A 14,841-nucleotide genomic window follows, 5' to 3' on the forward strand; every position below is an offset into this window, starting at 1 on the left:
CAGACATAGGCCGTCAGCCGCGCCTCTGCATCCCCAGAATGATCGCCAGTTGGGCCAGCGCGCCGACCATGCCAGCCACGACCAGCGCCCAGGAAATTCCCATCCATTCGGCCAGTCCGCCCACCGCAAAGGCCCCCAAGGCGACGCTGCCAAAGCCCATCACGATCCACAGGCTCATGACGCGGCCACGGTAGCCGTCGGGCAGGTCGGTCTGGATCGCCGCCTGCATGCTCACGCCGACCCATGTTGAACAGAACCCCGCGACCGCGACCGAGGCGATGGCCAGGGGCCAGACCGGCGACAGGCCCATGGCGATCACCGCGCCCTGCCCCGCCATCGCGGCCCACAAGACGGCGGGCGCGATCCGCGCGCCGAACGCCCCGAGGCCCACCGCCTTGAGAAGGGCCGAGGAAATCGCGCCCGCCCCCGCCGCCGCCGTCAGCATGCCCAAGCCCGCCGCCCCCCGGCCAAAGGCGCCATCGGCCAGCACCGGCAACACCTCGAGCGCGCCGCGCACCGCCATGGCGAATGCCAGCGTCAAAAGCAGCGCATTGCGCACCAGCGGATCGGTCAGCGCATAGCGCATACCGTCCAGCAGATCGGCAAGAACCGAGGCGGGCGGGCGCGGCGGCAAGGCGCGGGGGACAAGACGGGGCAGCACCATCAGCATCGGCATGTAGCACAGGACCGAAACCCAAAGCGCCACCTCGGCCCCTGCGGTGGCGATGACCCAACCGGCGATGACCGGGGCGACGAGGCGCGCAAGGTTGAAGTTGAGTGCCTGCACGGTGACCACATGCTGCACCAGTTCGGTGGGAACCAGACGTGGCCCCAGCGACATCCGCACCGGATGATGCGCCGAAGAAATCACCCCGATGGCCAATGCCGCCACGATCAGCGCCACAGAACCCGTCCAAGGCAATGCCAGCGCCAGCGCCGCCAGAACCAGAGCCATGGACCCATTGGTGGCGAAAGAGGCGCGGCGAATGTCGACCCGGTCGGTCATCACTCCGAAAAACGGCCCCAGCACCAATGCGGGCGCAAGGCTCAGGCCCGCGACCAGCCCCACGAAACCTGCCGATCCGGTGCGCTCCCACGCCAGCCAGCCCAGAGTGACCCGCTGGACCCAGATCGCCTGCACTGCAAAGAAGATGCCCAGAAAGAAGAGGCGGAACTGGCCGTCCGTAAACGCACCGCCGGCAAGGGTATTCCTGTCAAGATGCAGGTGCCGCAACGTCATCCCCAGCCATGCATTTGCTGCAAAGCAGCATTGAGGCATGCGCTATTGTGCATTCGCAGCATTCGCTTATCTTCGTTTTCAACAGGGGCGAACAAGACCGCGCCCCACGGGGTCAGATGTTAGCGCAATCCGGCGCATCCCCGATGAAAGAGGAAAGAAAAACGATATGGCATATGTTTCGAGCAACCGTACCACCGCCGCGCTGAGCCTTGGCGACCGCTTTGCCGATATCCGCAAGGATCTGGCAGCGGCCTGGCGCGCGCACAGCATCTATCGGCAGACGCTGCGCGAATTGCAAGGGTTGTCGGCCCGCGAGTTGAACGACCTTGGCCTGAATCCGACCATGTTGCGCTCGATCGCACTGGAAGCGGCCTACGGCAAGAAGGGCTGAGCCCGACGAATTTCGAAACAGCGCGGCGATCCTCCTCCTCCCTTGGATCGCCCCGCTCGCGGGTCCGCCTCCTCCTCCCTCTTGGGTGGGTCCGCAAATACCCGGTCCGGCAACGGACCACACGGATCGGTTCCTTCCTCCTCCCTTGGGAACCGTGACGACCGGCGGCGGGGTTCTTCTCCTCCCTTGGCCCCGCCGCCACGACATTCCGCCCCGGCCACGGCCCGGGCACCGCAGATCGGCGCCTCCTCCTCCCTTGGCGCTTGATGCTGGCGGCGGGCCCTCCTCCTCCCTTGGGTCCGCCGCCTTTTTCATGTCAGGAGGCAGCCTTCAGCCGCGGTCATCCTTGGGCGAGCCCATCACCACATAGGTCGTGATCGTGGCCACCTGCGGCAGCGCGCCCAAGATGTCGGTATGAAACCGCTTGTAGGCGCGCAGATCCGATACCTCGACGCGCAGCAGATATTCCACCGCACCGGTGATGTTGTGGCATTCGCGCACTTCGGGGGCGGCGCGCATGGCGCGCTCGAACGCCTCTTGCACGCGCTTGGTGTGTTCGGACAGACCGACCGTCAGATAGGCGGTAAAGCCCACCCCCAAACGCTCGGGCGAGAGGACAGCCCGATACCCCGCGATCACGCCTGAGGCCTCAAGCGCCTGCACCCGCCGCGAACAGGCCGAGGGGCTCAGCGCCACGCGCTCGGCCAGTTCAAGGTTGCTGATCCGCCCCTCACGGGCCAAGATGCGCAATATCTGGCGGTCCTTTTCGTCGATTTCCGTCATTCGTTGCACCGATGGGCCGTTTTTCTCACGAATAGCGGTTTCATTGCGGGCCGTCGCGCGCAATCTGGCCGGCATGACCACAGACCTGATCCTTGCCCTGATCGTGTTCGCCTTCGCCTCGTCCATCACGCCGGGGCCGAACAACATCATGCTTCTGGCCTCGGGCGCGAATTTCGGGCTGAGGCGCACGGTGCCGCATATGCTGGGCATTTCCGTCGGCCATGCGGTCATGGTGGCGCTGATCGGGCTGGGCTTGCTGCAGGTGTTCGAGGCGCTGCCCGGGCTTCGGTCTGCGCTGATGGCGGTTTGTGCGGGCTACCTGCTGTATCTGGCGTGGAAGATCGCTCATGCGGCAGCCCCCGATGCCGCCCGAACCGATACCCAACCCTTTGGCTTCCTGCAGGCCGCAGCCTTTCAGTGGGTGAACCCCAAGGCATGGTACATGGCAATCTACGCCCAGACCCATTTCGCGCCCGAGACCTCTGCCTGGACCGGCGCGCTGGTCGTGCCGGTGGTCTTTGCAATGGTCAACCTGCCCTCGGTCACCGTCTGGGCGGCTTTGGGCACGCAGTTGCGGCGCTGGCTCGCGGCGCCGGGGCGGCTGCGCGCCTTCAACATCACGATGGCGCTTTTGCTGGTCGCGTCGCTTTACCCGATGCTGACGGGGTGACGCCTAGAACGGCACGTCATCGGCCGCGTCGGCGCTGACCAAAAAGCGCGCGACGACATGTTTCTCGCCTGCCTTGTCAAAGGCGATGCCCAGCTTGTCGCCCTCGACCGAGGTTACCGTGCCATAGCCGAACTTCTGGTGAAACACGCGGTCATCGATGGCAAAGGCGCTGATGGCTTCGGCGTCGATGGTCATGTGCCGAGCCTCCGACGGTTGGCGCAGACCGGGGCGGGTCTGATTGGTCTGCAGCCGCCGCCAGCCGGGCGAGTTGTAGACATCTGCGCGCGCCGCTTGCGCATGCAGGTCGCTGCCCGCCATCATGCCCGCCATCGGGCTGGCGCTGGCCCCCATGCCGGAATGGCCATGCAGCCCCGAGGGCGTCAGCACCTCGACATGATCCTCGGGCAATTCGTCGATGAAGCGCGACGGCATCTGGCTTTGCCACTGGCCATAGACCCGGCGGTTGCCCGCGAAGCTGACGGTGCAAACCCGTTCGGCGCGCGTGATGCCGACATAGGCAAGACGGCGTTCCTCCTCCAGCCCCTTCACGCCTTCCTCGTCCATCGCGCGCTGGGACGGGAACAAGCCATCTTCCCATCCGGGCAGGAAGACGGCGGGAAATTCCAGCCCCTTCGCGGCGTGCAGCGTCATCAGCGTGACCTTGGGGTCCTCGCCATCTTGCTCGTTGTCCATGATCAGGCTGACATGTTCGAGGAAACCTTGCAGGTTCTCGAACCCTTCCAAAGCCTTGACCAGTTCCTTGAGGTTTTCCAGCCGCCCCGGCGCCTCGGGTGTTTTGTCGTTTTGCCACATCGCGGTGTAGCCCGATTCGTCGAGGATCTTCTCGGCCAGTTCGATATGGCTGATCTTTCGGACGGGCCTGTCCTCTTCGATCAGGTCGTCGTCGATCAGGTCGGCCCCCGGCCCCACAGGGCGCAGGCCGCCCAGCATCAGGTCGCGCCAGCGCGCCAGCCCATGAACGAAGCTGCGCAATTCCTTGGCGCCCTTGCCGCCGATCAGGCCCGTCTCGACCGCAAGCCGCGCCCCATCGACAAGGCTGACGCCATTGGCGCGCGCAATTTTCTGGATGGATTGCTGCGCCTTGTCGCCAAGCCCGCGCTTGGGGGTGTTGACCACCCGCTCGAAGGCCAGATCGTCGTCGGGGCTGACCACGAGGCGGAAATAGGCCATCGCGTCGCGGATTTCCAAACGTTCGTAGAAGCGCGGGCCGCCGATCACGCGATAGGGCAGGCCGATGGTCAGGAACCGATCCTCGAAGGCGCGCATCTGGTGGGAGGCGCGGACAAGGATCGCCATGTGGTCGGGGCTGACGGGGTCCATGCCACGGGTGCCGCGCGCCATCGCCTCGATCTCTTCGCCGACCCAGCGGGCTTCCTCGTCGCCGTCCCAATGGCCGATCAGCCGGACCTTGTGGCCATCCTCGCCGTCCGTCCAGAGCGTCTTGCCCAAGCGCCCCTTGTTGCCCGCGATGACGCCGGAAGCGGCGGCAAGAATATGGCCGGTGGAGCGGTAGTTCTGTTCCAGCCGGATCACCTGCGCGCCCGGAAAATCCTTTTCAAACCGCAAGATATTGCCTACCTCGGCACCGCGCCAGCCGTAGATCGACTGGTCGTCGTCGCCCACCACGCAGATGTTGGAATGGCCCTGCGCCAAGAGCCGCAGCCAGAGGTATTGGGCGACGTTGGTGTCTTGGTATTCGTCGACGAGGATGTAGCGGAACCAGCGCTGGTATTGGCCGAGCAGGTCCGGGTGGGCCTGAAAGATCGTGACCATATGGAGCAGCAGATCACCGAAATCGACGGCGTTCAGATCGCGCAGGCGGCTTTGGTAGTGCGCGTAAAGCTCCGGGCCGCGGCGGTTGAAGGCCCCCGCATCTGCCGCCGGCACCTTGTCGGGCGTCAGCGCGCGGTTCTTCCAGCCGTCGATGATGCCGGCGAGTTGCCGGGCGGGCCAACGTTTCTCGTCGATCTCGGCGGCATTGATCAGCTGCTTCATCAGCCGCACCTGATCGTCGGTGTCGAGGATGGTGAAATTCGATTTCAGCCCCGCCAGTTCGGCATGCCGCCGCAGCAGTTTCACACAGATGGCATGGAAGGTGCCGAGCCACGGCATCCCCTCGACCGGCTGGCCCATCAGGTTGGCCACCCGGGTCTTCATCTCGCGCGCGGCCTTGTTGGTGAAGGTGACGGCGAGGATTTCATTGGGCCGCGCCGTGCCTGACAGCAGCAGATGCGCGATGCGCGCGGTCAGTGCGCGGGTCTTGCCCGTACCCGCGCCCGCCAGCATCAGGACCGGCCCATCCAAAGTCTCGACCGCGCGGCGTTGTTCGGGGTTCAAGCCGTCCAGATAGGGCGTGGGCCGCGCGGCCATGGCGCGGGCGGAAAGGGGGCGGCTTGCGGCGGCCTCGAAGGCGTCCGACTCACCTATGTCGTCATCGAACCGGTTCATGATTGCAGGATATAGCGGTCGGGCGCGTCTTTAAAGGTTTGTTCTCATATTGTTCCTGATTTGCCTTTAGAGGCACCTGAGCTCGCATATTTGTGGAAAGATGAGGGGCAAAGCAGGCGTCAGGATGGCGGCGGGCCCAAGCTGTCCGGCGGGGCTGGACAATTCCCGCGCGGCGGGATGTCTTGCGCGTCATGGACCTGCATGCCCGATACCCCGCCCTTTCCGACCTCAAGGCCCGCGCGCGCCGTCGTATCCCACATTTCGTGTGGGAATATCTCGACAGCGCGACCGGCTCCGAGACCATCACCACCCGCAACCGCGCTGCACTGGATGCCGTGCTGTTCCGGCCCGCCGCGCTGAGGGGCGAGATCAAGCCCGATCTGGCGACGCAGCTGATGGGCCGCGACCACCCCGTGCCCTTCGGGATCGCGCCGCTTGGCATGTCGGGCCTGATCTGGCCCGAGGCCGAGCGCCTTCTGGCGCGTCATGCGGCGCGCGCGGGCATTCCCTACACATTGTCGACCGTGGCCACCCGCACCCCCGAAGAGGTGGCGCGCGACATCGGCGATCAGGGCTGGTTCCAGATGTATCCGCCCCGCGCGGCCGAGATGCGCGACGACATGTTGAAGCGCGCGCGCGAGGCGGGGTTTCATACGCTGGTGCTGACCGTCGATGTGCCCGCCGCCTCGCGCCGCGAGAGGCAGACCCGCGGCGGGCTGGTGCAGCCGCCCCGCCTGACGCCGCGCTTGCTGGCGCAGGTGGCGATGTGCCCGGCCTGGGCCTTGGGGATAAAGGCAACCGGCATGCCGCGGATGCGGCTGATGGACAGCTATGCCGACCAGACCAAGACCGGGCCTCTGCCCTCGACTGCGCATGTGGGCTATCTGCTGCGCGCGGCCCCCGATTGGGATTATGTCCGCGCCTTGCGCGAGCGCTGGCAAGGCAAGCTGGTTCTGAAAGGTGTGATGGAGGCCGAGGTTGCGGCGCAGGCGGCGGGCGAAGGCGTCGATGCCGTCTGGGTGTCGAACCATGCCGGGCGGCAGTTCGACGGGTCGACGGCAAGCCTTGATGCGGTGCGCGACATCAGGGGCGCGACCACCCTGCCGCTGATCTTCGACAGCGGCGTGACGGGCGGTCTCGACGTGATGCGGGCGCTGGCGCTGGGGGCGGATTTCGTGATGATGGGCCGACCGTGGCATTATGCGTTGGGCGCGCTGGGGCGCGAGGGGCCTGCGCATTGGCATGACGTGCTGGTCAAGGACATGACCAGCAACATGGCGCAGATCGGGGCAAGCCGCCTGTCGGATCTAGCCGGTCGGCTGGTCTCGCCCACCTGAGGGTGCCCGGGTGCGCCGGTGCACCACGGCATGCAATTTTCACATGAAAACAAGGGGCCTGCGCGCAGGGCCGCGACGTCTATTCTGTTGCCGGACCGGGGAACGCCCCTTACACATTCTGCAACCGCAAGAAGAAGGGCGCGTGTCCAGATGGCCGAATTCCGGAAAATCCTCATCGCCAACCGCGGCGAGATCGCCATCCGCGTGATGCGCGCGGCCAACGAGTTGGGCAAGCGCACCGTCGCTGTCTACGCCGAGGAGGACAAGCTGTCGCTGCACCGCTTCAAGGCGGACGAGGCCTACAAGATCGGCGAGGGGCTGGGGCCGGTGGCGGCCTATCTCTCGATCCCCGAAATCATCCGGGTGGCGCGCGCCTGCGGGGCGGATGCGATCCATCCGGGCTATGGGTTGCTGTCGGAGAACCCCGATTTCGTCGATGCCTGCGACGCGGCGGGCATCACCTTCATCGGGCCCAAGGCACTGACAATGCGGCAGTTGGGCGACAAGGCCAGCGCACGGCGGGTGGCGATCGAGGCGGGCGTGCCCGTCATCCCCGCGACCGAGGTGCTGGGCGAGGACATGGCCGCCATCCGCAAGGAGGCGGCGGCGGTCGGCTATCCGCTGATGCTCAAGGCGTCCTGGGGCGGCGGTGGGCGCGGGATGCGCCCGATCGCCAGCGAGGGTGAGCTTGAGGAAAAGGTCCGCGAGGGCCGGCGCGAGGCCGAGGCGGCCTTTGGCAATGGCGAGGGGTATCTAGAAAAGATGATCCTGCGCGCCCGCCATGTCGAGGTGCAGATCCTGGGCGACAGCCATGGCAACATCTACCACCTCTATGAGCGCGACTGTTCGGTCCAGCGCCGCAACCAGAAGGTCGTGGAACGCGCGCCCGCCCCTTACCTCTCCGAGGCACAGCGCGAGGAAATCTGCGGGCTGGGCAAGAAGATCTGCGAGCATGTGAATTACGAATGCGCAGGAACCGTCGAATTCCTGATGGATATGGAGACGGGGAAATTCTACTTCATCGAGGTGAACCCCCGCGTGCAGGTCGAACATACCGTGACCGAAGAGGTGACGGGCATCGACATCGTGCGCGCCCAGATCCTGATCGCCGAGGGCAAGACCCTGACCGAGGCGACGGGCACGGCCAGCCAATATGACGTCAAGCTTGACGGTCACGCGATCCAGTGCCGGATCACGACCGAGGACCCGACCAACAATTTCATTCCCGACTATGGCCGCATCACGGCCTATCGGGGTGCCACGGGCATGGGCATCCGGCTCGATGGCGGCACGGCCTATTCGGGGGCGGTCATCACGCGCTACTATGATTCGCTTCTGGAAAAGGTCACCGCCTGGGCGCCGACGCCCGAAGCGGCCATCGCGCGAATGGACCGCGCCCTGCGCGAGTTCCGCATCCGGGGTGTCTCGACCAACATCGCCTTTGTCGAGAACCTGCTGAAGCACCCGACATTCCTGAGCTACCAGTACCACACGAAATTCATCGACGAGACGCCCGAGCTGTTCGATTTCAAGCCGCGCCGCGACCGGGCCACGCGCATCTTGACCTATATCGCGGACATCACCGTGAACGGGCACCCCGAGACCGAGGGGCGGCCGAAGCCGCGGGCGGACGTCAAGGACCCGAGGCCCCCGGCCCTGCGTGCCGAGGTGCCGCCCTCGGGCACGCGCAACATGCTCGAACAAGACGGGCCCGCGGCAGTCGCCAAATGGATGCAGGATCAGACACAGCTTCTGATCACCGACACCACGATGCGTGACGGACACCAGTCGCTGCTCGCCACGAGGATGCGGTCGATCGACATGATCAAGGTGGCCCCTGCCTATGCCGCCAACCTGCCGCAGCTGTTCAGCGTGGAATGCTGGGGCGGCGCGACCTTCGACGTGGCCTACCGCTTCTTGCAGGAATGCCCGTGGCAAAGGTTGCGCGACATCCGTGCGGCCATGCCCAACATCATGACACAGATGCTTTTGCGCGGCGCCAACGGGGTAGGCTATACGAACTACCCCGACAATGTGGTGCAGGGGTTCGTCAAACAGGCGGCCGAGAGCGGCGTCGACATATTCCGCGTCTTCGACAGTCTCAACTGGGTCGAGAACATGCGCACAGCCATGGACGCGGTGCAGGAGACGGGCAAGATCTGCGAAGGCACGATCTGCTACACCGGCAATATCCTCGACCCCGACCGGGCGAAGTATGACCTCAAATACTATGTGAAAATGGCCAAGGAGCTTGAGGCGGCCGGCGCCCATGTTCTGGGTCTCAAGGACATGGCGGGGCTTTTGAAGCCCGCCGCCGCCGCGGTGCTGATCCCCGCACTCAAGGATGCGGTGGATCTGCCGATTCATTTCCACACCCATGACACCGCGGGCATTGCTTGCGGCACCATCCTTGCGGCCAGTGCGGCGGGCGTCGATGCCGTCGATTGCGCGATGGATGCGCTGTCGGGCAACACCTCTCAGGCGACGCTCGGCACCATCGTCGAGGCTTTGCAGCACACAGACCGCGACACGGGCCTCGACATCGGGGCGATCCGCGAGATCTCGGACTACTGGGAGGCCGTACGCGCGCATTACGCGGCCTTCGAGACCGGCATGCAGGCCCCCGCCTCCGAGGTCTACCTGCACGAGATGCCGGGCGGGCAGTTCACCAATCTCAAGGCGCAGGCCCGCTCCATGGGGCTGGAGGATCGCTGGCACGAGGTCGCGCAGACCTATGCCGATGTGAACCGGATGTTCGGCGATATCGTCAAGGTCACGCCGTCGTCCAAGGTGGTGGGCGACATGGCGCTGATGATGGTGAGCCAGGGCCTGAGCCGCGCCGATGTGGAGGACCCCGACAAGGACGTGGCCTTCCCCGACAGCGTGATCGACATGATGCGCGGCAATCTGGGCCAGCCTCCGGGCGGATTTCCCCCCGGCATTGTGAAAAAGATCCTCAAGGATGAACAGCCCGTGCTCGAGCGCCCCGGCCTGAATGTGCCGCCTGTCGATCTCGAGGCGACGCGCGCGGATCTGGCCGAGAAGCTGGAGGTCGCCGTCGATGACGAGGATCTGATGGGCTACCTGATGTATCCCAAGGTGTTCACCGACTATGCCGCGCGTCACAAGATCTACGGCCCTGTCCGCACGCTGCCCACGCGCACCTTCTTTTACGGGATGGAACCCGGCGAACAGATCGAGGCAGACATCGACCCCGGCGTGACGCTGGTGGTCCAGTTGCAGGCCGTGGGCGAGACGACGGATGATGGCGAGGTCAAGGTGTTCTTCGAACTCAACGGCCAGCCCCGCACCATCCGCGTGCCCAACCGCAAGGCGGCCGCCACAAGCGTGAAACGCGCCAAGGCCGAGCCGGGCAACCCCAACCATATCGGCGCGCCGATGCCCGGTGTGGTGGCCTCGGTGGGGGTCGGTGCGGGCACGAAGATCAAGACGGGCGATCTGCTGCTGACCATCGAGGCGATGAAGATGGAAACCGGCCTGCACGCCGAGCGTGACGCGACGGTCAAGGCCGTCCACGTCGCGCCCGGCGGCCAGATCGACGCCAAGGACCTGCTGATCGAGCTGGAATAGGGCGGTCGCGCGCCTGACCTTTTGCAAGGTGAACTGCGCCACCGGGTCTTGCAGGAGGTGGAGCGTGCAGCTCCCCGCCGTCGGCGCCCCGAGGAAACAGAGCGCGGCCACCTCGGGCGGGGCGGGCTCGCCTCTGTCCAAGTCCATGGAATTCGACCACTTCGGCTGCAGCCCCGCAAAACGGCCTGCCCCAGCGACAACATCGGCACGCCATCCGGGGCGACCGACATGACCTGCCGGACTGGCAAGCCATAGCCTTCGCGCCCCACCGCAAGCGGTGTGTCGTCCGAGGCAAGCGGCGTGACGCTCAGATCAAGCTGCACGATCTGGCCCACCGCCGGCGTCCAGCGACGCTGTGGCCTCGGAACCTGTCACGACCAACTGCGCCAGACTGCCGGGCGCGACCGGCGGGCAGACCCCGAGGCAGAGGTCAAGCGGATCTCCAGCGTCTCGTTGCCTTCTCCAAGCCTGAGGGTGGCGGATGTTGCGGTCTGGGGCACCGTCCAGACCGAATCGAGCGCGGTCTGGACTGTAGTGGCCGGCCGGTCGCGCGGGCGATATGCGCGGACAAGGGTGTGACTGCATCCTCGAACGCACCGCGAAGCCTGTCGTAGCCGAAGGAATCCAGCCCCTCGGGCACCTCCGGGGTGACCCGCACAATGTCGCTGGAGTGCACTGAAACGCGGTCCAGCATGTCGCTGAAGGCCAAGTTGAACACGACGCGGACATGGATGAAATCGAAGTCGGACCCGCTGGCGTAAATCCGGGGCGCGCAGCATGATGCGCGGTTGGAACGGCTTGCCGCGAGGACCTCATCATAGCGATGCACCTCCATCGACACGGGCACGAGGGGCGATTGCGCCGCCATGAGCGCCGAAAGGTCGAACAGGGCGGCCGCGGATAGGACTGCAGCCCGGGACAACCGGGAAAGGACCAGATGAAACACGCAAGCTCCGGAAACTTGTTTTCTTCAATGCAACGAGGCTTGCCCACGTTGACCGCCCGGTCAGGGAAAAACGTCGAAATTCCCCCTTGCACCCCCCCGCGCTTGGCAGTAATCACCGCCTCCACAGAGCGGGTGTAGCTCAGGGGTAGAGCATTACCTTGCCAAGGTAAGGGTCGTGAGTTCGAATCTCATCACCCGCTCCAGTCGTAAAAGCCCGGGTCGGATCGACCCGGGCTTTTTCGTTTGCGATCGTTGCCATGGCGTAGTCCCGACCGTGACACGATTGCATCGAAGCAGGGAAATCCGAAAATCGTACAGGTCGGATATGGCTAACGTTGCGCCGAATCCGCTTAACGATACAACATGACCATTCGCTGCGGATCCTGACCCGCCAAGACCGAGCCTGCCGAGGACCTGGACCATGCTGCGCCCCCTTGCTCTTGCGTCGATCACCCTCGTCGTTGTCGGCACACATCCGGCCGTGGCCCAGACCAACGAGACCCGGACGCTCGCCAGCCACCCGACGTTGAACTACTACGGCATGCCCGGCCTGATCGACATGCCGACCGCAGACGTCATGCCGGACGGCACGCTTGGGGTCACCGCATCGTATTTCGCAAACCAGACCCGGGGAACGCTCAGCTTTCAGCTCCTGCCGCGCGTCACCGGCTCGTTCCGGTATGCCGGGATGGACGGGTTCCGCCCCGGGCCGGATAACCCGCGTCCGGGTGTTTTCTACTACGACCGCAGTTTCGACATTCACTGGCTCGCGATCGAAGAAGAAAGCTGGTGGCCCGCCGTCGCCATCGGCATCCGCGATCTTGCCGGCACCGGGGTCTATGGTGGCGAATATGTGGTTGCCACCCGCCACTTCGGCGCGCAGGACCAGCTTGCAATGTCGCTCGGCATCGGCTGGGGTCGGCTGGGTCAGCGCAGCGGCTTCACCAACCCGCTCGGCGTTCTGGACAGCCGTTTTGAAACCCGCCCAACTCTCGATTTCGGCGTCGGGGGCACTTTCAGCTTCGACCAGTTCTTCCGCGGCGATGCGGCCTTTTTCGGCGGCATCGAATGGCAGGCCACCGACCGGCTCAGATTTCAGGTGGAATACTCCTCGGACCTCTATCTGGAAGAGGTCGCGGACGACGTGCTGACCGTGGAAAGCCCGCTGAACTTCGGCGCCACCTATCAGTTGAGCGACTCCGCGACCTTGGGGGCCTCGTATCTCTACGGGAATACCTTCGGCATCAGCCTTTCGCTGACGCTTGATCCACGCCGGCCCTCGACCAATTCCTTCATCGACGCCGCCCCACAGCCTGTCGTGGTGCGCCCGCCGCAAACCGCCGCCTATGACACCACTTGGGTCTCGCAACCCGACGCCCCGGTCATCTTGCGCGACAACATCAATCGGCTCTTTGATGAGAACGACCTGCGGCTGGTCAGTCTTGCCCTCGACAGCCGCCGGGCGGTGATCCGGGTGCAGAACACGCGCTTCGATGCCGAGTCCATGGCGCTTGGCCGGGCGATGCGCGTGCTGACGGCCACCATGCCCAATTCCGTGGACGTGTTCGAGGTGGTCTTCGTGGTCGAGGGGATGGATGTCAGCCGCGTCCGCATGACCCGCAGCGACATCGAGGCGCTTGAGCAGGATGTGGATGGGGCCGCTCTGGCCCTCGAGCGCGCGGTGATCGAGGATCCGTTGGCCTCCGACGACCCCGAGTTGATCCAGATCCTGAACCCCACGCAGCGCCTGACCTGGGATATCGGCCCCTACATCCGGAGCAGCCTGTTCGATCCGAGTTCGCCCTTCCGGGGGGAATTGGGCGTGCAGGCCAGTGCCAGATATGCCTTCGGCGGGGGCTTCGTGGCCGAGGGCCGCCTCCGCGCGCCCCTGATCGGCAACCTGGACGAGCCCCGGTCGATCGGGTTCACCGCCCTGCCGCCGGTGCGCACGGACGGCTATCTCTACGATCGTGAGAACGACATCTACCTCGATTATGGGACCGTCTCGCATTACGGCAGACCAGCCCGCAATTTGTACAGCCGACTGACGCTGGGCTATCTGGAGCGGATGTATGCCGGCGTTTCGGGCGAGTTGCTGTGGCAGCCGGTCAATTCGGACATCGGCGTCGGCCTTGAGGTGAACCACGTCTGGCAAAGGGCCTTCGAGGATGGCGGTCTCGGCCTGCAGGACTACAACATCACCACCGGTCACGCCTCGCTCTACTTCGATCTCGGCAACAGGTTCGAGGCGCAGGTCGATGCCGGGCGCTATCTGGCCGGCGACTGGGGCGCGACCTTCAGCCTTGAGCGCGTGTTCGACAACGGTTGGCGCGTCGGTGCCTTCGCCACCTTCACCGACGTGTCCTTCGAGGATTTCGGCGAAGGCTCGTTCGACAAGGGCATCACGCTGGACGTGCCGCTGTCATGGTTCACCGGCAATTCCGGTCGTACGGTCCAATCCGCCACGGTGCGGCCCGTCCAACGCGATGGCGGCGCGCGCCTGTCGGTCAACGGACGGCTGCATGGCCTTGTGACCGACTACACACGGCCGGAACTGGAAGACACGCAGGGGCTGATATGGCGGTGAACTTGAACATGCGCGGAACGCTTGGCGCGCTGATGCTGGGCGTCGCGGGGCTTTTGGCCGGCTGCGGCAGCGAGCAGCAGGATAACGCCCTGACACTTGTGGCGGACCTTGCCCTCGATGCAGTGCGCGGCGGCGAGGATACCCCCCCCGCAGCGCCGGTGGTCACGCGCGCGCTGGTCGAACAGGTGAACCAGCCGCTCATGCTGGCTGTGCCGACGCAACTGGGCGGCGCGACCCTGTTCACCCGTGTCGGGCGCAATGGCGGTACAGAAACCTGGCGCAGTCCGGAGCAGATCGGGCTGACGCTGGACGCGAATGGGGTGTTGCTGTCGACGCGCGGCCTCGGGTTCGACCTGATGGCCTCCGACGTTCAGGCAACCGCGACGGCACTGGGCGCGCGCAGGGACGCGGACACACTTCGCAGGCTCGTTCATCTTGATGGCGATCGTCAGGAGGTTTTCGAGAATCACGTCTGCAGCTTGCGTTTCGAAGGACGTGAGACCGTCGTCATCGCGGAACGTCCGACCACGCTGACACGCGCGACCGAGACATGCCGCGCCGGCACAATTGCCTACGATAACGTCTACTGGATTGATCAAGGCGGCTTTGCCGTTCGGTCGGTGCAATGGGTCAGCCCGCAGATCGGCACGTTGGATGTCACCTATCTGGCGCGCTGACGGTTCTCAACGCGCTGAAATTTTTGCCATCCCTCGATACTTTCACACTTTAGATGCCGCACATCCCGAAAAAGACACGAAACCGCTCAACCGTTGTTGATCGACAAGGCGGTTCATACTAGAAGATCTCAAATTCATCAGGAGGCTTTG

The 14,841-nt window shown here is 65.0% G+C and carries 9 protein-coding genes and 1 tRNA gene; 7 read left to right on the plus strand and 3 right to left on the minus strand.

The genetic code is table 11. The features are described from left to right. Window positions 1-13: 13 nt before the first annotated feature. Window positions 14-1,240 carry an MFS transporter gene (locus C7455_RS10020; RefSeq protein WP_170119052.1) on the minus strand — a complete coding sequence of 409 codons (1,227 nt, stop codon included), beginning with the start codon at window positions 1,238-1,240 and terminating at the stop codon, window positions 14-16. Window positions 1,241-1,406: 166 nt separating this feature from the next. Between C7455_RS10020 and C7455_RS10025 the strand changes: the two genes are divergently transcribed. Next, window positions 1,407-1,631, plus strand: coding sequence for a DUF1127 domain-containing protein (locus tag C7455_RS10025; RefSeq protein ID WP_109667823.1), 225 nt, complete (start codon window positions 1,407-1,409; stop codon window positions 1,629-1,631). Between the two features lie 330 nt (window positions 1,632-1,961). Here the strand turns inward: C7455_RS10025 and C7455_RS10030 are convergent, their stop codons facing one another. Then, entirely contained in the window at window positions 1,962-2,414 is a 453-nt protein-coding gene (locus C7455_RS10030; RefSeq protein ID WP_109667825.1) for an Lrp/AsnC family transcriptional regulator, read from the minus strand. A gap of 73 nt (window positions 2,415-2,487) precedes the next feature. Here C7455_RS10030 and C7455_RS10035 point away from each other — a divergent pair, with 73 nt between their 5' ends. Beyond that, entirely contained in the window at window positions 2,488-3,084 is a 597-nt protein-coding gene (locus C7455_RS10035; RefSeq protein WP_109668177.1) for a LysE family translocator, read from the plus strand. A 3-nt stretch (window positions 3,085-3,087) separates the two neighbouring features. On the opposite strand, the gene C7455_RS10040 is transcribed toward C7455_RS10035, so the two are convergent. Beyond that, a complete protein-coding gene (locus C7455_RS10040) occupies window positions 3,088-5,553 on the minus strand; it encodes an ATP-dependent helicase (RefSeq protein ID WP_109667827.1) in 2,466 nt (821 codons plus the stop codon). 191 nt (window positions 5,554-5,744) lie between these two features. On the opposite strand from C7455_RS10040, the gene C7455_RS10045 reads away from it, so the two are divergent. The 5 genes from C7455_RS10045 (at window position 5,745) to C7455_RS10075 (ending at window position 14,691) form a co-directional block, all read left to right on the plus strand. After that, on the plus strand, window positions 5,745-6,890 hold the full coding sequence (locus C7455_RS10045) for an alpha-hydroxy acid oxidase (RefSeq protein WP_211315474.1): 1,146 nt from the start codon (window positions 5,745-5,747) through the stop codon (window positions 6,888-6,890). Between the two features lie 150 nt (window positions 6,891-7,040). After that, window positions 7,041-10,481: a pyruvate carboxylase gene (locus C7455_RS10055; protein WP_109667831.1), complete on the plus strand. Its 3,441-nt coding sequence runs from the start codon at window positions 7,041-7,043 to the stop codon at window positions 10,479-10,481. A 1,074-nt stretch (window positions 10,482-11,555) separates the two neighbouring features. Continuing rightward, window positions 11,556-11,630 (plus strand) — tRNA-Gly (locus C7455_RS10065). Between the two features lie 218 nt (window positions 11,631-11,848). Beyond that, a complete protein-coding gene (locus tag C7455_RS10070) occupies window positions 11,849-14,014 on the plus strand; it encodes a YjbH domain-containing protein (protein ID WP_109667834.1) in 2,166 nt (721 codons plus the stop codon). Beyond that, on the plus strand, window positions 14,005-14,691 hold the full coding sequence (locus C7455_RS10075) for a YjbF family lipoprotein (RefSeq protein WP_170119053.1): 687 nt from the start codon (window positions 14,005-14,007) through the stop codon (window positions 14,689-14,691). Before C7455_RS10070 ends, C7455_RS10075 begins: the two co-directional genes overlap by 10 nt. Window positions 14,692-14,841 lie beyond the last annotated feature (150 nt).

This window comes from Roseicyclus mahoneyensis, assembly GCF_003148775.1.
GTDB classification, from domain to species: Bacteria; Pseudomonadota; Alphaproteobacteria; order Rhodobacterales; family Rhodobacteraceae; genus Roseicyclus; species Roseicyclus mahoneyensis.

Bases quoted from the DNA above. Each gene is read 5' to 3' on its own strand.
- C7455_RS10020 (WP_170119052.1), bottom strand. From the start codon at position 1,240: ATGACGTTGCGGCACCTGCATCTTGACAGGAATACCCTTGCCGGCGGT.
- C7455_RS10025 (WP_109667823.1), top strand. From the start codon at position 1,407: ATGGCATATGTTTCGAGCAACCGTACCACCGCCGCGCTGAGCCTTGGC.
- C7455_RS10030 (WP_109667825.1), bottom strand. From the start codon at position 2,414: ATGACGGAAATCGACGAAAAGGACCGCCAGATATTGCGCATCTTGGCC.
- C7455_RS10035 (WP_109668177.1), top strand. From the start codon at position 2,488: ATGACCACAGACCTGATCCTTGCCCTGATCGTGTTCGCCTTCGCCTCG.
- C7455_RS10040 (WP_109667827.1), bottom strand. From the start codon at position 5,553: ATGAACCGGTTCGATGACGACATAGGTGAGTCGGACGCCTTCGAGGCC.
- C7455_RS10045 (WP_211315474.1), top strand. From the start codon at position 5,745: ATGGACCTGCATGCCCGATACCCCGCCCTTTCCGACCTCAAGGCCCGC.
- C7455_RS10055 (WP_109667831.1), top strand. From the start codon at position 7,041: ATGGCCGAATTCCGGAAAATCCTCATCGCCAACCGCGGCGAGATCGCC.
- C7455_RS10070 (WP_109667834.1), top strand. From the start codon at position 11,849: ATGCTGCGCCCCCTTGCTCTTGCGTCGATCACCCTCGTCGTTGTCGGC.
- C7455_RS10075 (WP_170119053.1), top strand. From the start codon at position 14,005: ATGGCGGTGAACTTGAACATGCGCGGAACGCTTGGCGCGCTGATGCTG.